Origin of the sequence: Streptomyces sp. NPDC003035 (assembly GCF_042888285.1) — a bacterium.
Taxonomy (GTDB): domain Bacteria; phylum Actinomycetota; class Actinomycetes; order Streptomycetales; family Streptomycetaceae; genus Streptomyces.
Map to the genome: position 1 here is coordinate 462,123 of NZ_JBIAPJ010000005.1, position 20,012 is coordinate 482,134.

Here is a 20,012-nt window from a genome sequence, read left to right on the forward strand (position 1 = left end):
GGACATCGTACCCCTGGGGGGTATACCTTCGCGGGTGGAGCGGCCCGTACGATGGGCGGGCCCGTAGGGGGAGGGGATGCGCGTGCGCCGGCTGGGTGAGCTGGAGGCCGAGATCATGGACCGACTGTGGGCCTGGCAACGGCCCGCCACGGTCCGCGAGATCGTCGACGACATAAATCTGGGGCGGCGGGTCGCCTACACGACGGTGATGACGGTGGCGGACATCCTCCACCGCAAGGGCTGGCTCCGCCGCGAGAAGGCGGGCCGGGCCTGGCTGTACGAACCGGTCCGCAGCCGCGAGGAGTACACCGCGGCCCTGATGCAGGACGCCCTCGTCGACAGCGCGGACCGGCCGGCCGCCCTCCTGCGCTTCGTGGAGACCATCTCCGACGAGGACATGCGGGCCCTGGACGCGGCGCTCCGGTCCGCCCGCCGCCCCCAGGGCGGCGAGACAGGGTGAACCACCACCTCCTGCCGCCGCTCGGACTCGCCCTCTCCTCGGGGCTCCTGGTCCCCTGGCTGCTGGTCCGGGCGCGCTGGACCCAGCAGGTGCCCCGGCTCGCGCTGGCGGTGTGGGCGGTGAGCGGCGCGGTGTTCGCCGCGTCGGCCGCGCTGCTGCCCGCCCATCTCGTCCTGCCGGCGGACACCAGCCACCGGCTGAGCGATGTCTATCTCGGGCTCCGCTTCCCGGCCCTGGAGCGGCTCCTCGACCCCACCGGCCGCGAATACCTGGCCCTCGCCCTGGCCCTCACGGTGCTCGCGCTGCCCGCCGTCGGGTACGCGCGGGAGCTGGTACGGGCGAGGCGGGCGAGGCTGCGGCACGCGGGGGTCCTGCGACTGGTCGGACGGTACGACCCGGCTCTGCGGGCGACCGTGCTCGACCACGCGCGGCCGGCGGTGTACTGCCTCCCGGGGCGCACCCGCCGGGTCGTGGTCTCCTCGGGGGCCGTGGACACGCTCACCGACGCCCAGTTGGCGGCGGCGCTCGCGCACGAGCGGGCCCACATCACCGGGCGCCACCATCTGCTGGTGGCGGCGGCGGAGGCGTTCGCGGCGGTGTTCCCGCGGCTTCCCCTGGCACGGCACGGCGGGGCGGCCGTACCGCTGCTGCTCGAAATGACGGCGGACGACCGGGCGTTGCGGCGCTGCACGCGCGACGCGCTGGCCACGGCGCTGTACGCCCTGGCATCGGGGCAGGCGCCGCGCGTGGCGTTCGCGGCGGGCGGCCCGTCGGCGGCGCTGCGGATGCGGCGGATCCTCACTCCGCACAGTGCGGGGCATCCGGTGCTGCGGGGCCTGTCGACGATCGCGGCGGCGGGTCTCGCGGTGGCGCCGCTGATCATCGCCTGCTGTTCCTTCTCCAGCTAATTGACTCGATTCACTACGTAATTACTAAGTGAATTCGTAGATTTCGCAACGGTCACATCACTCTGAATTCCCGGCTATTGTGGGTATGTTGGCGCTCAGGCTCGGCACATCGAAGGGTACGAACCAATGCAGCTGGCTGACGTGCGGACGGCTGCGGCCGGGGACGCGACGACGATATCCAGGCTGCTGGCCGACGCCATTCGAGGCAGCTATGACGGAATACTCGGTGAAATCCCCGTGCGCCGACTCGTCTCCACGCAATGCGCACTTCCCCGTATACGCGCGGAAATTGAAATTCCCGGCGGCGCGCCGGGCTGGCTCGGCTGGCTGGTGGCCACCGACGCGGAGGGCGCCGTCGTCGGCGCGGCGGCGGGCGGGGTGCCGGTCCCGGGCGAGGGTGAGCTGTACGCGCTGGCGGTGGCGGAGGGATCGCGACGGCGGGGCGTGGGGTCGGCGCTGCTGGCGGCGGCGACGGACCGCATGCGGGGGTACGGGGCGGCCGAACAGCGGGTGAGCCTCCCACTGGAGGCCGACCCGTCGCTCCCCTTCTACGACAAGCGGGGCTTCACCCCCCTGACCCCAACCCGCCTGAGCCGCCCGCTCTGACGTCCGCCTCTGGTGGCGGGACGGGCCCGCCACCCGGTGGTCGCGCCTTGGCAGATGAACGCCATCGCGTGTTCACGCCGTGCGATCCGCTGGCCCCGGCGGGCCACCCCCCTCCAGGATGGATCACAGCGGCGCGGGCCCGGCGGCACGGGATCCTCGCCCGGACGGCATGGACCGAGCGAGCCCCTGGAGGAGCGATGCAGAAACAGAGCGGCGCCGCGCTCGCGCCGGTCCTGCCGTCCCGATACGACCTCACCACCGACCCCCTCCCGGGGCTGGAGTCCGTCGCCCCCGGCGACGAGGACTCCGTCTGGCTGCACGACGCCCTCCTCGGCCCCCACAGCGCGGACATCGTCCGCTATCTCGGCCTCGCCCGCGCCACCGGCGGCCACGGCCCCGTGCTCGACCTCGGCTCCGGCGCCGGGCGGCTCGCCGTCCCGTTCGCCCGGCACGGCTTCGCCGTCGAGGCCGTCGACCGGGACGCCGCCGCCCTGGAGCGGCTGCGGACCTGGGCCAGCCGCATCGGCCCCCAGGTCGCCGAGCTGATCGTGACCACCCACGCCGATCTCACCGAACTCCGCCTGCACGGCAGCTACCGCCTCGCGCTGCTCGCCGGCGCCATGGTGTCCGCCGTCCCCCCGATGGCCCGCCCCGGTCTGCTGCGCGAGATCGCCTCGCACCTGGACACCGGCGGCGCCCTCGCCCTGGACTACACCTCCCACCTCCTCCCCGGACTCGTCGCCGAACCACGGCGGACCTGGGCCTTCCAGGTCCCGCGCTTCGACGGGATCGACGAGTGGGTGGTCGCCCGGCAGGTCTTCGACCTCGGCGAGATGAGCGAGCGGATCACGTACTACGCCGCCAGGACCGGGAAGCTCTCCACCGAGCGGACCGTGCTGACCACCGACAAGTGGATCATCGACCCCGAGAGCCTCGCGGCCGAACTGCACTCCGCCGGCCTGCACATCGAGGGCCGGCGCCGGCACCGCATCGACGAACGGACCGAGAGCGTGCTGCTGGTCTGTCGTACGGACGACTGACATCAAGGACGGGCAAGAGGTACGATGCCTGCAAAAGTTTGAGCGGACCAGGCGGACCAGGCAGACCAGGACCAGGCGGAGAAGATGGCAGTCGTGGATGAGCTGACGGGCCGCGAAGCGGTGATCCAGCGCCTTCGCGACGTCGGCCTGCGCGTCACGGGCCCCCGCCTGGAGGTGCTCACGGTGCTCGCCTCGGCCGGCCACCTCGACGTCGAGGCCATCACCACCACCGCCCGAGAGCGTCTCGGCACGCTCACCAGCCAGGCGGTGTACGAGATGCTCCGGCACTTCCAGGAGACGGGCCTGGTCAGCAAGTTCGACCGCCCCGGCCTTCCGGCCGTCTTCGAGATCTCCGGACCGCCCCACCAGCACGCGCTCTGTGTGCAGTGCGGCCGTGTGGAGAACGTCGAGGCCAAGGCGCCCACCCCGCCCCGCGGCAGCCTTCCCGACTGGCAGACCACCGACGCCGAGGTCGTCTTCAAGGGGCTGTGCCCCGACTGCGCGCAGGCTTCCGCGTCAGGCTGAGGCCGATTGAACACCGTGCGTCGCGTTCGATTTTGTGGCAGGGTCTAGCGGGGCGATTCAACGGGATCCGCAGGGATCCGAGGGGAGTCTGCTGCGCTGTGTCGAAAAACGCCACCGGGACGCGTACGGGAAGCGATCAGGCTCTCGCCGTCTATCTCGAACTCCGGGCCCGCCCCGTCTCCGCCCACGCCTTCGACGAGGTCGCCGACGGGCTCGACCTCTCCGCCGACGAGCGCGAGCGATGTCGTGGCGAACTCGCCACCCTGGGCCTGATCGAACCGGCCGAGTGCACGGCGGACGCGGTCGTCGACCCCGATGTCGCCCTGGTCCGCCTCCTGCAGTACGAGCGCGACCGGCTGGAGAGCCGGCTCGCCGAGACGAGCCGCGCGCAGACCAGCCTGGCGACCCTGGCGGGCCCCTTCCTCCGGACCTCCGACGCCCCGCGCTCCGAGGTCGAGGTCGAGATCGTCGCCGACGCCGCGCGCGTGCGCCGCGAACTGGCCGGGCTCACCGACACCGTGGAGAGCTCCCTGCACGTGATGCACACCGGTTCCGTACGGCGCGAGGACATGGCCGAGGAGCTGGAGCGCGACCGTCACAGGATCGCCCGCGGGGTGCGCGTCCGCGCCATGTACAGCCGCCGCATCAGCGCCGTACCGGAGATGGCGCAGCACCTGGAGGCGCGGGCCGCGCTCGGGGTGGAGCTCCGCTTCTCCCCCGTCGTCCCGATGAACATGGTCCTCGCGGACGAGAACTTCGCCCTGCTGCCCACCGATCCGCACGATCCGGACTCGGCCGCGATCCTGGCCCGCGGCCCCGGCCTGGTCCGCTCCTACCGCGCGCTCTTCGAGTACTGCTGGCACGCGGCCACCGCCTATGGCGACGAGGCGACGGAGACGCACGGCGGCGACGGACTGTCCGAGCAGCAGCGGGTCGCGCTCCAGATGCTCGCCTCGGGCATCAAGGACGACCAGATCGCGAAGAACCTGGGGGTGTCGCTGCGGACGGTCAGCCGGCTGATCTCCGAGGTGATGCAGGAGCTGGACGCGGCGAGCCGCTTCGAGGCCGGGGTGAAGGCGGCCCGGCTCGGTCTGCTGGACGGGGAACTACGCGAACGGGACGCCGAGTTAGGGTGACGACGGCACGGACAAGATCGACCGACGACCGCTCGCCGCGCCGTGTGACAGGGTGAGGCGGGGGCGACTCGGAGCGACGAGGGGGGTCACTTCGCCATGGCCACGGTGAGCGACGGCATGAACGAGGAGGCCGTCGGAGCGGCCCTGACCCTCTATCAGGAACTGCGCAGACGCGGGGTGTCCAGTTTCCGGGAGGCGTGCGCGAGCGTGCGGCTCGCGCCGGAGGAGTACGAGCGATGTCGCGAGGAACTCACCTCGCTCGGCCTCATCGTCCCGACGACCAGGGCGCACGCCACGATCTCCGACGTGCGGGACGCCAACTGGCAGCCGGACACGGACACGGTGGCCGCGGTCGATCCCGAGATCGCCCTGCTGCGCCTGCTCGACCGGGAGCGCGAGCGGCTGCGGGAGCACCTGGCCGAGGCCGACAAGGCGTACAGCACGCTGGAGACGCTCGCCGGAACCTTCCTGCGGGCCGGGTCGCTGACGCGCTCCGGGATCGCGGTGGAGGCGATCACCGACTACCGGCGGATCCAGCAGGCCCTGGAGGACATCGTCGACGTCGTGCAGGAGAGCTCCTGCTCGATGTATCCGAGCGGCCCCACCCGGGCGATCCCGGAGCGGATCCTCGACCGCGACCGGCGGAAGATCGACAACGGGGTGCGGGTCCGCGCGATCTACCACAGCCGGGACGCCGCCCGGCCGGAGCACACGGACCTGCTGAACCGCCGGGTCGAGCTCGGGGTGGAGGTGCGCATCGCGTCCGTCGTGCCGATGAACATGGTCATCGCCGACGAGCAGTACGCCGTGGTGCCGCTCCGCCCGGAGGCCCCCCGCGAGGGCGCCATCCTGGCCCGCGGCCGCGTCCTCGTCCGCTCGTATCTGAGCCTGTACGAGCACTGCTGGCACACCGCCTCCCCCTACGGGGACGACACGGCGGCCGACCGGGGCGGCGACGGCCTCTCCGAGCAGCAGCGGGCGGCGCTGCAGATGCTCGCGACGGGGATGAAGGACGAGAAGATCGCCCGGAACCTCGGGGTCTCGCTGCGCACGGTCAGCCGCATGCTCTCGGAACTCATGCAGGAATTAGGGGCGACGAGCCGTTTCGAGGCCGGCGTGCGTGCGCTGCGCATGGGCTGGGTGGACTGAGTTCCTCCGGCGCCGGAAACGAAAAGAGCCCCGCCGATCGCCTTCGGGCGATTGCGGGGCTCCTCTGTTTCCAGCTGATTACCGCTGACTCCCCAGCTGAATTCAGCTTCTTGCCGGATCAGTTGGTGGGCGCCGGGGAGGGCACCGGCCAGTCGTCGTTCGTCCCGTCCGCCTGCTGGTGGAGCTGGGCGGGGGCGCTCTGCGGGGTGGCGACCAGCGAGGCGCCGCCGGCGACGGCCGTACAGGCCACCATGGCGAGGGCGAACTGGCGGACGATCTTGCGGATACCGGCGTGACGCGCAGCAGACATGATTCCTCCAGGAGTGGGAATGTGAATTCCGCCTTCCGGGGGCCCGTGCCGCCGGGCGCTCCCTGAAGACATCTCCATATTGGCCCGCTCCGGGAAACGGATCCAGAGTTTCTCCATGCGTGGATCTGCCATGGCGTGGATGCGTCATTGTGCCAATGCGACGGCCACACAACGGAATTGCCGAATCCGGGATGCCCCATACCTTTGGTCAGACCAAAAGAGATGTTAGGCTTGTGGTACGGCCTTCTCGTTCCTCCAGGAGAGAGAGGCCGTCGGGGCAGGAGCGTGCCGCCGCTCCTGCCCCACCCCTCTCCCCCTCCCTCAGAGCCGCCTCGTAGACCTCGATCGTCCGGGCGGCGGAGCAGCGCCAGCTCATCCCCCGGGCGTGCCGGACCGCCGCCTCACCCATCCTCGCCCGCGCCTCCGGATGCGCCGCCAGCCACAGCAGCCGGCGGGCGTACTCCACCGGATCGTGCCCCCGGACGAGCAGCCCCGTCACCCCGTCCCACACCGCCGTCGGCAGCCCGCCCACCGCCGCCGCGAGCACCGGCGTCCCGCAGGCCTGCGCCTCCAGGGCCACCAGACCGAAGGATTCGCTGCGGGAGGGCACCACGAGCACGTCCGCCGCCCGATACCAGTCGGCGAGCCGCTCCTGCGGTACGGGAGGACAGGGCCGCAGCACATCGGTCACCCCCAGCTCCCGCGCCAGCTGCCAGGCCGAACCCTCCCGGGTCGCCCCCGAGTGACCCCCGACGACCGGCACCAGCAGCCTGCGGCGCAGGTCCGGCGCCATCGACAGCAGCTCCGCCACCGCCCGTACGAGCACGTCAGGGCCCTTGAGGGGCTGGATGCGCCCCGCGTACAGGGGGATGAACGCATCGGCCGGCAGCCCCAGCCGGGCCCTGGCCGCCGCGCGCCCTCCCCCGGAGCCTGCGGCCGGGGAGGTACCCCCACCCGGCTCGAAGGTGCGCAGATCGACCCCCGGCCGCACCACCACGGTGCGCGGAGCCTCGGCCCCGTACAGCGCCCGCAGCGCCTCGGCCTCGTCGGCCGTGTTGGCGATCAACCGGTCGGCGGAGTGGACGACCTGGCGCTCGCCACGGATCCGGAGTTCGGGCTCGGGGGTGTCGCCCTCCGCGAGGGCCGCGTTCTTCACCCGGGCCAGGGTGTGCGCGGTGTGGACCAGCGGTATCCGCCAGCCGGCGGAGGCGATACGGCCGGCCTGCCCGGAGAGCCAGTAGTGGGAGTGGACCAGGTCGTAGCGCCGGTCCTCCTTGAGCAGGGCCAGCGAGAACGGCACGACGAGACCCGGCATGGCTTCCTTGGGGAGCGCCCGGCGCGGGCCGGCGTGCAGATGACGGACCCGCACGCCCGGCGCGAGATCCACGAGCGGGGGGCGGCCCTCGCCCCGGCAGCGGGTGAACAGATCGACCTCCGCGCCCTGTTCGGCCAGGGCACGGGACAGCTCGACCATGTAGACGTTCATCCCGCCGGCGTCTCCGGTCCCGGGCTGGTGCAGCGGGGAGGTGTGGACGCTGAGCATGGCGACGCGCAGAGACACGTGGGGCTCCTGTGAGGGCGGGCCACGTGTCCCTGCGTTGCGTCGCGCACGGCCACGCGGCGGGTGGGGGTGGAGAGGGTGGTCGGGACGGTGATGGATCAGAGACCGATGGATCAGAAACCGAAGACGGGGCCGGACGGCGGAGCGAGCCGGGTGCCCGGCAGCGGCCCGGCCAGGGCGGAGCTGTCGATCGGACGGCCCGGCTCCACCCTCAGCGCGGCCGCCAGCCGGTCGGCGCCCTCCGGCATCACCGGCCGCGCCCACGCGGACAGCGCCGACGCGACCGCCAATTGCGTGGCGAGCGCGGGCAGATGGCGGCAGGCCGTCGTCGGCCGGCAGCGCTCATGGGCGTTGACATGGCCGAAGTCGGCGACCGAGCGCACCACCTCGTCGAGGACGGCGACCGCGCGGCGCGGGTCGAAGGCATCGGGGCCGTACGCCTCCCGCAGATCCTCGACGGCCCGGTGCAGCCGCCGTTCCAGGACCTCCCAGCCGGTGCCGCCGGGCAGCGCCTGCGGGGCGAGGCCGGCGCACTCCTCGCGTACGGAGGTGAAGAGCCGCGACAGCCAGCTGTTCCAGCTCTCGTCCAGCTCACGGCGGGCCGCGGCGAGCCGGTCACGGTGGAAGACCGTGCGGCGGCCCAGCGGGCGGGCCTGCAGGACGTGCCGGCGCAGCGTGTCGGAGCCGTACTCGGTGAGCAGGTCGAGCGCCCAGACGTTGCCCTCCTGGACACCCTCCTCGACGACGTACGACTCGTTGACGCAGAAGTCCTGCGGGAGCTTGATGTCCTGGGCCAGGAGCATCACCGGCAGCAGCACGGCGTGGCAGAACGCGTGCCCGAAGCCGCAGAAGTGGATGGCGCGGCGGGGCAGCGGGCCCTTGGTGTCGTAGCCGAACAGGTGCATCGCGGCGGCCTCGAAGCAGCCGTCGACGCGATGGTCGGGGAAGCCCTCCACCGGCACCTGGAGGCCCCACTCGGCCGGGTGGCCGACGGCGATGTCCGGCAGCCCGTCCTCCACCAGCGACTCGCACAGCGCGGCGAGACGGGGCGGAAGGCCGGCGGTCGCCCAGTAGTCGGCGAGGGTCTCGCGGAAGGGTTCGAGGGGGATGTAGAGACGGCGGCAGCGGCGGGACAGCGCGGGGGTGTCGCAGAGCGAGCACCGGGGCGCGATCAGGTCGCCCCCGTCGTTGGGCCGGGCGCACTCGTGGCACATCCCGCCGTCGCTGGACGCGCCGCAGTGCGGGCAGGCGCCGGTGACGTGCGCGCCGTACAGCCAGCGCTCGCACGGCTCGCAGTACGGCAGCAGTCGGGTGCGCGGCGCGATGACGCCGTCCGCGTACAGCCGGCTGAAGAGGTCCTGCACCCAGCGGCCGTAGCCGCGGTCGCGGCGCGGCCGGACGATGTGGTCGAACTCGACGCCCGAGCGCAGCCAGTCGGCGGTGATCGCCGCGCGGTAGCCCTCGGCGACCTCCTCGGGCTTGCGGTGGTGGCGCAGGGCCCGGACCTCGACGGAGCTGGCGTGGTCGGCGGTACCGGTGGTGAACCGTACGGGCTCGCCCTCGGCCCGCAGGAACCGGGACAGGACGTCGGCGGCGACGTACGGCCCCGCGAGATGGCCGATGTGCAGTTCGCCGTGGGTGGCGGGAGGGGTCGCGGTGATCCAGACGGGCGTACTCATGGGACCTCCTTGACGCTGTGGTGCGGTGAGCTTCAGCGCGGTTCGAAATGGAAGGAGCGGATGAAGCAGTCACGGGGCTGTTCGACGGCATAGACGATGCATTCGAAAAGGGCCTGGGTGGTCAGCTTCTCGTCCGGGGCTATTCCGTCCGGATTCGATCCGTCCCATTCCGCGAACCGGGGATCCGAGGTGGAGAAATCCGGCGGGAAGAGCGAGAAGACCCGGACGCCGGAAGGGCGCAGCCGGCGCGAGAGGATGTCGGCGAAGCCCGCTTGCGCGCTCTTCGCCGCCCAGAACGCCTCGTGCGCGGCGCCCGCCGCCGCGGAGGCGCCCCCGGCGTCCCGCACGGCGACCATGTTGACGATGTCGGGCCGCAGGGAGCCGCGCAGCAGCGGCAGGAAGTGCTTGACCATGAGGACGGTGCCGCCGGCCGTCGACTCGATCGTCTCCACGATCTGGTCGTCGCTGGCCGCCTCCAGGTCCATGCCGTCGAGCCAGCGGGCGCCGTTGTTCACCAGCAGGTCGACCCGGTCGGTGCGCTCGCCGACCCGCGCCGCGAACTCACGGATCTCGGCGGGCCTGCTCAGATCGCAGCCGAACGCGTGGATGCGGTCGCGGGCGGATCCCATGACCTCGGTACGGGTGCGTTCGGCGGCCTCGACGGTGCGGGCCGAGACATAGACCTCGGCGCCGAGATGGGCGAATCCGACGGCGAGTGCGCGGCCGAAATAGCGGGACGCTCCGGTCACGACGACACGCAGATTCTCGAATTTCATGCTCGTCCGCTCTCCCCATGGATACCGGTTGCCGGTCGGAATTCAGCGTGGCAGAGGAATCGGCGCCGAAGCCCGGTGAGAGGGGTGCGCGTTCACGCCGTTGCGTGGATACGCCACGGCAGTTCCAGCCTGCCGAGCACGGTCGCGCGCTTGTGGTGGACGGCGACACCGCGGGGGTCGGCGGAGACGGCGACGGTCCCGCCGGGGGTGTGTACGGGCCCGTCGAGGGGCGGTACGACCGTCCCGGGGAGCGCGGCCGCGGCGGAGAGCGCGGCGGCGCCGGTGAGGGCGAGCCGGGGATGCCAGCCGCCGACGGTGAGGGCACGGACGGCGGTCCCGCCCGGGCCGGCCGTGAACGCGGCGATCTTGGGCAGGGCGGAGTGCGGTGCGTACCCGAGCACGCGGGCGGCGTGGGCGCGCAGCGCGAGCAGCCGCCGGAGGGTGTCGTCCCCGGCCCGGAACAGCCCCTCGGCGGTACGGATCCCGAGGTGCGCGGCGTCGACGAAGACGTACGGATTCCCGTACCGGACGAGTGAGACGGGCACCTCGTCGAGCACGTCGACCGGGCGCCCGGTGGGGAGCGTGCCCGGGGCGTCGGGGGGTCGCAGGAAGCGGAGGGTGTACGAGCTCCAGGGCTCGGGCGGCTCGGGCGGTCCGGGTGACTCGGGCGGCCCGGGCGGTCCGGGCGGTCCGGGTGGTCCGGGCGGCTCGGGCGTGCAGTGGAGGACGTCGCCGGTCGTCACGGCGCGGACCGTGACCGGCCCTTGGCGGCCGGAGGCCACCACGCAGGCGAGGAGGGAATGCCCGCAGCCGGTACGGAAGTCGAAGCCACCGTCCGGCAGGGCCTGCACGAAGCGGTAGTCCAGGTCCGGGCCGGGGCGGGCCGAGGGGCCGTACAGCGCGATCTTGTTCAGTCGCGCGTACGGCGTCCCGGCGAGGGCCTCACGCAGCGCGCCCAGCTCTCCCCGCGACGCCAGTGCGCTGCCGGGCAGTTGTCCCGTCTCGACGACGAGGGTGGGCCCGGGCGCGTCCTCGGCCCGGACCACCGTGGCGATCACGCCGCACAACCCACCGGGATCCTCATGCCCTGCACCACGTCCGACCACAGCTCGTGCACGGCCAGGCCCCACAGGGCCAGCGCGTCCCGCTGCGAGGGCCGCGCGATCTGCCGGGCGAGGAGCTTCTGGACGCGGTCGGCCCGGACCTTGCCGCCCAGGACGAGGCGGGCCGGGGAGAGGAGTTCGCGGACCGTGTCGAAGAGCGGGCCGCCCGGCGTCAGCATGGCCGCGATCGGCAGCGTGAAGGGCTGCTTGGGGCGGGCGAGGACCGCGGCCGGCAGCAGGTCGCCCCCGGCCTCGTACAGCGCCCGCTTGCCCCGCAGGGCCGCGGGCGGCAGCGAGCGCGCGTGCGCCACCACCCCCGGCTGGCAGAACGGCAGCCGCGCCTCGACGGCCCACGCCATCGACAGATGGTCCACGCGCCGCAGGTGGTACGCGGGCAGCCGCCACCGCGTCTCGAACGCCGTCAGGGCCGTCATCCGGTCGGGCCCCGCCGAGCGCAGCTCCTGCTCGATCCGGTCGGCCGCCGAGCCCTGCTCGGCGATGTACGCGCGGTATCCCGAGGTGTACAGGTGCTCGCGCAGCATCCGCGGCGCCGCCGACAGCGCGTCCGCGTACGCCCCGGCCCAGTCCGCGCCCGCCGGTGCGTCGAGCGCCGCGCGCATCCGGTCGTACCCGCCGAAGAGTTCGTCGGCGCCGTCCCCCGCGAGGGCCACGGTGAACCCGGCCTCCCGTACCGCCCGGAACAGCGCGTACGTGGAGAGGGCGATGGGGTCGGCGTTGGGCTGGCCGAGGTGGCGGACCGTACGGGTGAGCAGCGAGCCGAGCTCGTCGGGGTCGAGCGCCACCTCGTGGTGCGTGGTCCGGGCGCGGCGGGCGACCGAGCGGGCGTACGCGGCCTCGGAGTCGGGCCACTTGCCCCGGTAGGTGAGGTGGAAGGTGTGCAGCGGCGGGGCGTCGCTCTCGCGGGCGTACTCGGCGGCGAGGGCCGTGACGAGTCCGGAGTCGAGGCCGCCGCTCGTGATCGCGCACACGGGCACCTCGGCGCGGGCGAGCCGCCGCACCTCGCGCCGTAACACGTCCTGGGTGTCGCCGACCGGCCTCGCCGGATGCGGGGCGCGGCGCCGCACGACCGGCCGGCAGCCGGGCCGTACGACGGCGGTGGCGCCCGGCGGCAGCACCTCGATGCCGTCGAGCGCGGTGCGGGCCGAGAACGACGTACGGGTGGCGAGGACGGTGTCGAGGGAGTCCTCGCGCGGAGCGATCCGTACCCCCTCGAACGCGAGCAGCGCCGGGATCTCGGAGGCGAACCGGGTGGACCCGTCGGCGGCGGCGTGGTGCCAGTGGACGGGCTTCATGCCCATGTCGTCGACGGCGAGGACGAGTTGGGCGCGCCCGGGCCGGAGGTCGAGGACCGCGACGGCGAACATGCCGTCGAGGTGCTCGGCGAACGCGGGGCCGTACTCCGCGTACAGCGCGGGCAGCACGTTGCCGTCGCAGCGGTCGGGGAAGCGGTGTCCGCGGGCGGCGAGGTGCCGGCGCAGCGACGCGTGGTTGTAGACCTCGCCGTTGAGCACGGCGAGGACGCCGGGCAGATGCGGCAGCCGGTAGGGCTGCTGCCCGCCGCACGGGTCGGTGACGGCGAGCCGGTCGCACCCGAGCGACCAGCCGGCCCCGCTGAGCACCTCGTGTTCGTCGGGCCCGCCGTGTCGCTGGCGGGCCGACACCGCCGCGAGCTCGGCCGGCTCGGGGCGGGCCGCGCGGGCCGCCGCCCCGGCGGCGAAGGAGCCGAAGATCCTGCACATACCGGTCACCCTCCAAGCACGTAACCCGTCACACCCAATGATTTGAATCTACCAACTTTTTGAATGGCGCGTAAGTGCCATGTCCAGTTCACGCCACGACATGGCCTTGCGACGCCCCCGCCACCCCAACAGGCTGGCCCCATGGAGGACTTCGACCACACCGATCGCACCGCCCCCGCGTCCCTGCTCGTGGTGGCCGCACACCCGGACGACATCGAGTTCTGCGTCAGCGGCACGGTCATGCAGTGGATCGAACGCGGGTCCCGCGTCACCTACTGCATCGTCACGGACGGCGGCGCCGGCGGTTACGACGACCGGCTCCCGCGCCAGGCGATGGCGGATCTGCGCCGTGCCGAGCAGGTCCACTCCGCCAAGCTCAGCGGCGTCGCGGACGTCCGCTTCCTCGGCTACCCCGACAGCTTCGTGGAGCCGAGCGTGGAACTCCGCCGCGACCTGTGCCGGGTCATCCGCGAGGTGCGCCCGCAGCGGGCGATCATCCCCTCCCCCGAGATCAACTGGGCGCGCGTGGCCGACCTCCACCCCGACCACCGCGCCGTCGGCGACGCCTGCCTGCGCGCGATCTACCCCGAGGCCCGCAACCCCTTCGCCCACCCCGAGCTGCTGAAGGAGGAGGGCCTGGAGCCGTGGATCGTCCACGAGCTGTGGCTGATGACGGGCCCGACGCCCAACCAGTACGTCGACGTCACCTCCGTCTTCGACCGCAAGGTGGAGGCGCTGCGGATCCACACCTCCCAGACGGCCCACTTCGACGACCTCGCGGGGCTGTTACGGGAGTGGCTGAGCGAGCACGCGACGGCGGGCGGCCTGCCGCCGGGCCGGATGGCGGAGGCGTTCCAGATCGTGCACATCGACTGAGCGGCGCTTCGGCTGCCCTGATCGCTCGCCATGAACTCGCCTCGAATAACCAAACGGGACGACTCGTATGGTAAAAGTGAGTCGTGACTGTCAGGACAACTCCGCGCGGACGCCCGCGTGATGAGCGTGCGCATGCCGCGATTCTCGCCGCTGCCACCGAACTGGTGGCCGAGACCAGCTATGCCGCCATGTCCCTCGGAGCCGTGGCGGCCCGGGCCCGGGTGGGGAAGGACACCATCTACCGCCGGTGGACCGGCAAGGCCGAGCTGGTCTACGAGGCGGTGTTCACCACCACCGACAGCGCCCCGGTTCCCGACACCGGCACCCTCGAAGGGGACCTCACCGTCCTCGTACAGCAGTTGATCGACGAGTTCACCGCACCGGCCGCCGCGGCGACGCTGCCCGGCCTGCTGGCGGACTTCGCCGCCTCCCCCGCGCTGCGCGCCACCATCCGCACCGCCTTCCTCGCCCCGGCCAAGCAGCGCCTGGCCGATGTCTTCGAACGGGCCCAGGAGCGCGGCGAGACCGGCGACGGCGTCGAGACCGACCTGGTGCTCGACACCCTCGTCGGCACCATCCTGTTCCGACTGGGCATCCTCGGCGAGCCCGCCGGGCCCCAACTGGCCCGGGACATCGCCGGGATCGCCGCCAAGGGGATCGAGGCCCGGTGAACGGATGGCTTCTGGCGGCAGGCGTCCTGGCGACCGTGACGGCCCTGATCCACCTCGTCGCCGGGGGGCGCGACGTGGTCCGCCCGCTGCTGGACAGCGCCCTGGCAGCCGAGCCGCTGCGCACCCTGCACGCGGTGTGGCACTTCGCCACGGCGGACCTCCTGTTCAGCGGCGTCGCACTGATCGCCCTCGCGGCCCGTCCCACGCCGAACGCGCCACTCGTCCTCTTCATCGCGGCCCACTTCCTCGCGTATGCGGCGGTGTTCCTGGTGATCACCCTCCGCGCGGGCTGGCCGCGCCCCCTGCTGCGACTGCCGCAGTGGATGCTGCTGCTTCCCGTGGCGGTCCTGGCGGGAGCCGGTGCGCTGTAGCCGCACCGGCCGGGGCACACGGGGCATGAAGCCCCGCCGCCCACCGGGCGCGAAAACGCTGAGCGCCGCCCCGCGTTCACCCCGACAGCTCGCACCACACCGTCTTCCGGTCCGCGGCCTGCTCCACGCCCCACCGCACCGACAGCGCCTCAAGCAGCGCCAGCCCCCGCCCCGACTCGTCCTCGCCCGTCGCGTCCCGCAGGACCGGCCAGACCCTCGGGTCCGGGTCGGTCACCTCGACGCGGGTGCGACCGTCGGCCGTCGCGCGTACGTGGAGGGTGACCGGGGTTCCCTCCCCCACGTGCGTGATGACGTTGGCCAGTAACTCGCTGACGCAGAGCTGGAGATCGGGCCCACGGTCACGCAGTGCGTGCCGCACCTCCGGCACGGCCTTGGGTACGGCCAGCAGCTCCACGGTGAGCTCGTTCATCCCTCGGCCGCCTTGCGCAGGACGCCGGCCAGTTGGCGAGCTGTCGCCACGTTGCAGTTGCCGAGCGCGACGAGCGGGGGCCGGATCGAGCGTCCGGCGAGGGTGACCGGATCGACGCCGAGGGACGGCAGCGTGATGCCGTGAGCTGCGAGTGCGGCGCGCAGGGCGTCGATGTCGGGACGGATGTCGTCGTCCATGGGGGTCCACCTTCGGTTGCGTGCTGTGATGAACGGATCACACGCTGCCGCGCCGGGCCCTACGGTGGAAGGGTTTCCCGCTCCACGGCGCAAGGTGCGAAAGGCGGTCAACGGTGGCTGCACGCAAGGAGATCGACGGCTCGGCGAGCGTGCCGGAGTTCTACGGCAAGGAGCTCCGCTTCAAGAGGGAGGAGGCGGGGCTGACGCTGGAGAGGCTGGTGGACGGCAGCTTCTACGGCGTCACGTATCTGAGCGAGATCGAACGCGGTGAGCGCCGCATGCCGCTGGACTTGGCCCGGCACGTGGACCGGGTTTTGAAGACGGACGGCTTCTTCGCACGTCGCTGCGAGGACGTCCGCAAGGCGAGGCGGAAGGGGCACGCACCGTACTTCGAGCGTGTGCTGGAGGCGGAAAAGCGCGCCGAGACCATCCAGCAGTGGTCACCTACCGTGTTCCCTGGCCTGCTCCAGACCGCCCCGTACATGCGCGCGCTGTTCCGGGCCGAATGGGCCCAGGACCTGCCAGAGGAGATCGACGAGAAGATCAACGGCCGCCTCGCGCGCGCCCAGCTCTTCGAGCAGGACCACAAGAAGCCCGAGTACTGCGTCGTTCTGCACGAGTCCCTGCTTCGGCTGACCGTCTTGCCAGGCGCGCAGATGGCCGAACAGCTCGATCACATCGCCGCCCTCATCAGGCGGGGTCGGGTCTTTACGCAAATCCTCCCGTGGAACTCCGGCGCCCATGCCCTCATGCTGGGGAACGCCATGGTTCTGGACTTCTCCGACGCACCACCGATGGTCTACATGGAGGGGCAGCACCACGGAAACACCGTCGACGATCCGGCCATCGTGAAGCAGTATCGGAGGTCGTACGATCTCCTGAGGGCCGCCGCTTTGCCGCTGGAGGCGTCCCTCGCCATGATCGAGGACGCGGCAGAGGACTACCGAAATGGCCCGCAGTCGGATTGACTTGAGCGCCGCCACTTGGCGTAAGAGCAGCTACAGCAACACGTCCGGCGGCGACTGCGTCGAGGTCGCCGAGGAGTTCGCCCGCTGGCGCAAGAGCAGCTTCAGCAACTCCTCGGGCGGCAACTGCGTCGAGGTCGCGGACGACGCCCCCGGTCTCGTCCCCGTCCGCGACTCCAAGCGTCCCCACGGCCCCGTCCTCGTCCTCCCCGCCGCCGCCTGGACGCCCTTCGTTCAGGGGCTCAAGGGCTCGTAGGCGTCACCGCGTCGACCTCGACCTCGACCAGCCAGTCGGGGTCGATGAAGCGGGAGACCTCGACGAACGTGGTCACCGGCCGCACGGCGGCGAAGCGTTCGCCGTGGGCCCGCGCGGCTTCCTTCCAGGTCGTGACGTCGGTCAGCATGACGCGCGTCCGCACCACGTCCTCGAGCGAGGCCCCCGCCTCCCGCAGCGCGCGCTCGGCGATGTCGAGACAGCGCACCGTCTGGGCGTAGACATCGCCGGGGCCGACGGTGGAGCCGTCGTCCCCGATGGGTGCGGTCCCCGCGACGGCGACGTGCTGCCCCACCCGCACCGCGCGGGAGAACCCGATCTGCGGTTCCAGCGGGGATCCTGAACTGACGATCTGACGCATGTTCTCCTCCATCAGTGGCCGCCGAGACCCGGAAGGCACGTGCCGTCCATCGTGCGGCCGGCGACCTCGGCCGTGACGCCGTCGAGGTCACCGATGCGGCCGTTGACGCACACCTTGCCGTGGCCGCCGCCGACGAGGACGTTCTTCAAGGGCTTGCCGAACTCGCCCCGTATCTCGACCTCGTTCGGCTGGACGCCGATGACCGGGGCGACGGCGTCCCGCAGCTCGGCCTCCGTGGCCGGCTTCCCCGCGAACGTCCGCAGCGTGGCCCCGAGCGCCTCCGCCTCGTCCTCCGCCCCGGCCCGCTGCTCCGGGGTGAGCTCCATCTCGCGCCGGTAGCCGTGGTTCTCGGCGTACTTGTCGGCCATGTCGTCCGGGTCGTACAAGCTCGGCGTCCCCGCCGGTCTCCCCGTCGGCGTCCCCGTCGACGCCCCGGCCGCCCGCAGGTCGTCCGGGGGGACGGCGCAGCCGCCGGCGACGAGGGTGACCAGAAGCAGGGCGGAGGCAGCCGCGGCGGGGCGGGTACGAGTACGCATGGCCCCATCCTGAGCGTCCCCGGGGGCCGCCGCGCACGGCCGCCGGGAGATGTGACCGACCCGTAGTCTCGACGCGTATACGCCCGCCGTGCGGAGGCCCCACGTCCAAGACACTGATCGACATCGACGATGCCGTGCTGGCCCTCGCCCAGCAGCAGCTCGGCACCAGGACGAAGCGCGACACCATCAACCGGGCGCTGACGATGGCGGCGGCGATCAGCGCGGACGATCGCGCGCGGGCGCTCCGCTGGCTCCAGGACAACGCCGAGGACTTTCTCGACTTCAAAGTCCTGGAAGTGCGGGAGCGGTCGGGGCTGTGAACTGCCTTGCCAACACCTCGGCAGTTCGCGCCGATCGAGACCACGAGCCGTTCTTCACCATGCTGAGCCAGACGTTCGGCTGGGTGCCCGCACTCGAGCAGCACCGCCTCACGCTGATCCACGTGGACGACGACTCCATCTCCATCGCCAAGGTGCGGCCGGAGATCTCCATGCTCCGCCTCCGGCCGCAAACCCCCTAGACGTGGCCCGACGCCGCCCTTTCAGGGGGTTCGATCAGCTCACGAGGTGGATCGCCAGCCCCCCGATCAACGCGCTCGACACCAGGGCTGTCGCCAGCCGCCCCCTGGGGCCCGTCAGGCCCCGGCCCAGCAGCGCGCCGCCCGAGGCCAGGAAGAGCTGCCAGCTGGCGGAGGCGACCAGGGCGGCCAGGACGAAGGCCGTACGGTCCAGGGGCGTGGCCGGACCCGAGGGGCCCGTCGCCAGGATCAGGGCCACGAAGTAGATCACGGTCATGGGGTTGAGGATCGTGATGCCCAGGAAGGTGAGGAAGGCCCGCAACGGGGTGAGAGGACTGTCGCGCTCGTCGCGGACCGCAAGGTCCCGGGCGCGGTAGGCCCGTACCGCCGTCCATGCCGAGCGGGCCGCGAGTCCCACCAGGACCACCGCGGAGACCCAGCGCAGCGGGGCCATGACGGGGGTGAGGAGCGGTACGAGCGCCGAGCCGCCCAGGACGGCGATCAGGGCGTAGAGCCCGTCCGCCGCCGCGACGCCGAGCGCCGCGGCCGCTCCCGTACGCCAGCCCGTGCGCGCCGTGACCGCCACGAGGTAGGCGCCGACCGCGCCGACCGGGATCGCGATGCCGTAGCCGGCGAGCAGGCCGGCCACCACCGCGGCGGTCACGCGACGGACGGGATCGCGCCTCCGGGGGAGCCGGGCTGCTGCTGGCGGCGGTAGCTGGCGCCGTCCTTCGTACGGGAGAGGTGGCCGTCGGTCACGAGGTAGCGGCGCAGGGCCGGGAAGTCCTCGTGGACGGAGAGCAGCGCCTCGTTGACCTCACGCTCGCTGTAGGAGCGGGTCGGCTCGAAGAGCGTCTCGGTGAGGTGGGCGAGCAGCTGTGCGCGGCGCGCGGCCTTGCGCGGGATCGCCTTCAGGCGCCCCTCGGCGGAGAACAGGTCCGCCACCGGGTTCGATACGGCGTGGGAAGTCATGCGCCGAAGCGTGGCGCGCGCCGTACCGGCCCGGCAACGGGTTTTCCGCACCCCCGGCGCCCTCCACGTCCCGCGCCAGGGCCGGCGCACTGAAGCGGACAGAGCGGAGGGAGGCGCTCCGATTTCTGTCATCAAGTGGCGTTCCAGCGAGATCAGTTGATGCGGACACTTGTGCGATCATGACAATGATTTCCGGCCATCGGCCGGAGCCTTTCTGATTGCAGAGGACCATGAAGTTCAACCCGATCGTCCGCGCCCGTCGCGGCCTGCTCGTTCTTGCCGCATCCCTCGGTCTCGTCTTCGGCGTCTCGGCCATTCCGGCCCAGGCGGCCGAGCCCTCCTTCACCTACCTCGGCACCGTCGAGATCCGCGTGGACCACTCCGGCCAGTGTCTTGAGGTGGCGGACTGGAGCACGGCGAACGGCGCGGCCGTCCGCCAGTGGCCCTGCACCGGTGGCGCCAACCAGAAGTGGCACCGCTTCTGGCGGTCGAACGATCTCGTTGGGTCGTCCTACTACGTCAACGTCAACAGCAACAAGTGCCTGGAGATCGGCGGCTGGGGGCGCAACAACGGTGCGACCGCCAACCAGTGGGACTGCCACTACGGCCTCAACCAGCTCTTCCACGGCGGCGACGGCATTCTCTACATGGACTACTCGTACGTCCAGGGCAAGTGCCTGGAGATAGCCGACTGGAGCACGCAGCCGGGCGCCCGCGCGCGGCTGTGGGACTGCCACTACGGCGCCAACCAGGGCTTCAGGAACAGGGCCGTGTCCTGGTAAGCCCCTGGGCGGGCGCCGGGCCCCTGCCCGGCGCCCGCCCGCCGGCC

27 protein-coding genes are annotated in these 20,012 nt (G+C 72.2%); 15 read left to right on the top strand and 12 right to left on the bottom strand.

Translation table 11 applies throughout. From position 1 onward, the window contains the following. Positions 1 to 82: 82 nt before the first annotated feature. From ACFYV5_RS18840 to ACFYV5_RS18870, 7 genes are all read left to right on the top strand, one after another. Positions 83 to 460, top strand: a complete 378-nt coding sequence (locus tag ACFYV5_RS18840) for a BlaI/MecI/CopY family transcriptional regulator (protein ID WP_355104589.1) — start codon at positions 83 to 85, stop codon at positions 458 to 460. Continuing rightward, positions 457 to 1,368 (top strand): M56 family metallopeptidase, encoded by a 912-nt coding sequence (locus ACFYV5_RS18845; RefSeq protein WP_355104587.1) that lies wholly within the window; start codon positions 457 to 459, stop codon positions 1,366 to 1,368. Before ACFYV5_RS18840 ends, ACFYV5_RS18845 begins: the two co-directional genes overlap by 4 nt. Positions 1,369 to 1,494: 126 nt before the next feature. Beyond that, positions 1,495 to 1,974 (top strand): GNAT family N-acetyltransferase, encoded by a 480-nt coding sequence (locus tag ACFYV5_RS18850; RefSeq protein WP_389169522.1) that lies wholly within the window; start codon positions 1,495 to 1,497, stop codon positions 1,972 to 1,974. 197 nt (positions 1,975 to 2,171) lie between these two features. Next, positions 2,172 to 3,014: a class I SAM-dependent methyltransferase gene (locus tag ACFYV5_RS18855; RefSeq protein ID WP_389169525.1), complete on the top strand. Its 843-nt coding sequence runs from the start codon at positions 2,172 to 2,174 to the stop codon at positions 3,012 to 3,014. 84 nt (positions 3,015 to 3,098) lie between these two features. Then, positions 3,099 to 3,539: a Fur family transcriptional regulator gene (locus ACFYV5_RS18860; RefSeq protein ID WP_389169528.1), complete on the top strand. Its 441-nt coding sequence runs from the start codon at positions 3,099 to 3,101 to the stop codon at positions 3,537 to 3,539. Positions 3,540 to 3,637: 98 nt separating this feature from the next. After that, positions 3,638 to 4,675: a LuxR C-terminal-related transcriptional regulator gene (locus ACFYV5_RS18865; RefSeq protein ID WP_389169531.1), complete on the top strand. Its 1,038-nt coding sequence runs from the start codon at positions 3,638 to 3,640 to the stop codon at positions 4,673 to 4,675. Between the two features lie 96 nt (positions 4,676 to 4,771). Beyond that, a complete protein-coding gene (locus ACFYV5_RS18870) occupies positions 4,772 to 5,824 on the top strand; it encodes a LuxR C-terminal-related transcriptional regulator (protein ID WP_355104577.1) in 1,053 nt (350 codons plus the stop codon). A 118-nt stretch (positions 5,825 to 5,942) separates the two neighbouring features. Here ACFYV5_RS18870 and ACFYV5_RS18875 read toward each other — a convergent pair whose 3' ends face one another. From ACFYV5_RS18875 to asnB, 6 genes are all read right to left on the bottom strand, one after another. Next, on the bottom strand, positions 5,943 to 6,134 hold the full coding sequence (locus tag ACFYV5_RS18875) for a hypothetical protein (RefSeq protein ID WP_355104575.1): 192 nt from the start codon (positions 6,132 to 6,134) through the stop codon (positions 5,943 to 5,945). A gap of 208 nt (positions 6,135 to 6,342) precedes the next feature. Then, positions 6,343 to 7,677, bottom strand: a complete 1,335-nt coding sequence (gene mshA / locus ACFYV5_RS18880) for a D-inositol-3-phosphate glycosyltransferase (protein ID WP_389169995.1) — start codon at positions 7,675 to 7,677, stop codon at positions 6,343 to 6,345. Positions 7,678 to 7,808: 131 nt separating this feature from the next. Continuing rightward, complete coding sequence (locus tag ACFYV5_RS18885) at positions 7,809 to 9,374, bottom strand: class I tRNA ligase family protein (protein ID WP_355104573.1); 1,566 nt, start codon at positions 9,372 to 9,374, stop codon at positions 7,809 to 7,811. Positions 9,375 to 9,406: 32 nt separating this feature from the next. Then, positions 9,407 to 10,150 carry an SDR family oxidoreductase gene (locus tag ACFYV5_RS18890; protein WP_355104571.1) on the bottom strand — a complete coding sequence of 248 codons (744 nt, stop codon included), beginning with the start codon at positions 10,148 to 10,150 and terminating at the stop codon, positions 9,407 to 9,409. A 92-nt stretch (positions 10,151 to 10,242) separates the two neighbouring features. Further along, the gene (locus ACFYV5_RS18895; protein WP_389169537.1) at positions 10,243 to 11,208 is read right to left on the bottom strand and encodes a PrpF domain-containing protein; all 966 of its coding nucleotides are present in this window, start codon (positions 11,206 to 11,208) and stop codon (positions 10,243 to 10,245) included. Beyond that, complete coding sequence (asnB, locus tag ACFYV5_RS18900) at positions 11,205 to 13,013, bottom strand: asparagine synthase (glutamine-hydrolyzing) (protein ID WP_389169540.1); 1,809 nt, start codon at positions 13,011 to 13,013, stop codon at positions 11,205 to 11,207. The genes ACFYV5_RS18895 and asnB overlap by 4 nt, the downstream gene beginning before the upstream one ends. Positions 13,014 to 13,154: 141 nt before the next feature. Between asnB and ACFYV5_RS18905 the strand changes: the two genes are divergently transcribed. From ACFYV5_RS18905 to ACFYV5_RS18915, 3 genes are all read left to right on the top strand, one after another. Continuing rightward, a complete protein-coding gene (locus ACFYV5_RS18905; protein ID WP_355104565.1) occupies positions 13,155 to 13,889 on the top strand; it encodes a PIG-L deacetylase family protein in 735 nt (244 codons plus the stop codon). 83 nt (positions 13,890 to 13,972) lie between these two features. Further along, positions 13,973 to 14,560, top strand: coding sequence for a TetR/AcrR family transcriptional regulator (locus ACFYV5_RS18910; RefSeq protein ID WP_389169545.1), 588 nt, complete (start codon positions 13,973 to 13,975; stop codon positions 14,558 to 14,560). After that, positions 14,557 to 14,931, top strand: coding sequence for a hypothetical protein (locus tag ACFYV5_RS18915; RefSeq protein ID WP_389169548.1), 375 nt, complete (start codon positions 14,557 to 14,559; stop codon positions 14,929 to 14,931). The genes ACFYV5_RS18910 and ACFYV5_RS18915 overlap by 4 nt, the downstream gene beginning before the upstream one ends. A gap of 76 nt (positions 14,932 to 15,007) precedes the next feature. Here ACFYV5_RS18915 and ACFYV5_RS18920 read toward each other — a convergent pair whose 3' ends face one another. Both ACFYV5_RS18920 and ACFYV5_RS18925 read right to left on the bottom strand, forming a co-directional pair. Beyond that, positions 15,008 to 15,361 carry an ATP-binding protein gene (locus tag ACFYV5_RS18920; RefSeq protein ID WP_389169551.1) on the bottom strand — a complete coding sequence of 118 codons (354 nt, stop codon included), beginning with the start codon at positions 15,359 to 15,361 and terminating at the stop codon, positions 15,008 to 15,010. After that, positions 15,358 to 15,558, bottom strand: a complete 201-nt coding sequence (locus ACFYV5_RS18925) for a hypothetical protein (protein WP_389169554.1) — start codon at positions 15,556 to 15,558, stop codon at positions 15,358 to 15,360. The genes ACFYV5_RS18920 and ACFYV5_RS18925 overlap by 4 nt, the downstream gene beginning before the upstream one ends. Before the next feature lie 113 nt (positions 15,559 to 15,671). Here ACFYV5_RS18925 and ACFYV5_RS18930 point away from each other — a divergent pair, with 113 nt between their 5' ends. Continuing rightward, positions 15,672 to 16,526, top strand: a complete 855-nt coding sequence (locus tag ACFYV5_RS18930; protein ID WP_389169558.1) for a helix-turn-helix domain-containing protein — start codon at positions 15,672 to 15,674, stop codon at positions 16,524 to 16,526. Next, positions 16,507 to 16,779: a DUF397 domain-containing protein gene (locus ACFYV5_RS18935; RefSeq protein ID WP_389169561.1), complete on the top strand. Its 273-nt coding sequence runs from the start codon at positions 16,507 to 16,509 to the stop codon at positions 16,777 to 16,779. The genes ACFYV5_RS18930 and ACFYV5_RS18935 overlap by 20 nt, the downstream gene beginning before the upstream one ends. Here ACFYV5_RS18935 and ACFYV5_RS18940 read toward each other — a convergent pair. After that, positions 16,766 to 17,158 (bottom strand): RidA family protein, encoded by a 393-nt coding sequence (locus tag ACFYV5_RS18940; protein WP_389169564.1) that lies wholly within the window; start codon positions 17,156 to 17,158, stop codon positions 16,766 to 16,768. The genes ACFYV5_RS18935 and ACFYV5_RS18940 overlap by 14 nt on opposite strands. Positions 17,159 to 17,169: 11 nt before the next feature. Continuing rightward, entirely contained in the window at positions 17,170 to 17,694 is a 525-nt protein-coding gene (locus ACFYV5_RS18945) for a precorrin-3B C(17)-methyltransferase (RefSeq protein WP_389169566.1), read from the bottom strand. 134 nt (positions 17,695 to 17,828) lie between these two features. Between ACFYV5_RS18945 and ACFYV5_RS18950 the strand changes: the two genes are divergently transcribed. Beyond that, positions 17,829 to 18,014, top strand: coding sequence for a DUF2191 domain-containing protein (locus ACFYV5_RS18950; protein WP_389169569.1), 186 nt, complete (start codon positions 17,829 to 17,831; stop codon positions 18,012 to 18,014). Positions 18,015 to 18,073: 59 nt separating this feature from the next. Beyond that, on the top strand, positions 18,074 to 18,214 hold the full coding sequence (locus ACFYV5_RS18955; RefSeq protein ID WP_389169571.1) for a hypothetical protein: 141 nt from the start codon (positions 18,074 to 18,076) through the stop codon (positions 18,212 to 18,214). A gap of 34 nt (positions 18,215 to 18,248) precedes the next feature. Here ACFYV5_RS18955 and ACFYV5_RS18960 read toward each other — a convergent pair whose 3' ends face one another. Further along, entirely contained in the window at positions 18,249 to 18,875 is a 627-nt protein-coding gene (locus tag ACFYV5_RS18960) for a LysE/ArgO family amino acid transporter (protein WP_389169574.1), read from the bottom strand. Next, the gene (locus ACFYV5_RS18965) at positions 18,872 to 19,183 is read right to left on the bottom strand and encodes a DUF2087 domain-containing protein (protein WP_389169577.1); all 312 of its coding nucleotides are present in this window, start codon (positions 19,181 to 19,183) and stop codon (positions 18,872 to 18,874) included. Before ACFYV5_RS18965 ends, ACFYV5_RS18960 begins: the two co-directional genes overlap by 4 nt. Before the next feature lie 218 nt (positions 19,184 to 19,401). On the opposite strand from ACFYV5_RS18965, the gene ACFYV5_RS18970 reads away from it, so the two are divergent. After that, on the top strand, positions 19,402 to 19,965 hold the full coding sequence (locus tag ACFYV5_RS18970; protein ID WP_355104543.1) for an RICIN domain-containing protein: 564 nt from the start codon (positions 19,402 to 19,404) through the stop codon (positions 19,963 to 19,965). Positions 19,966 to 20,012: the final 47 nt, after the last annotated feature.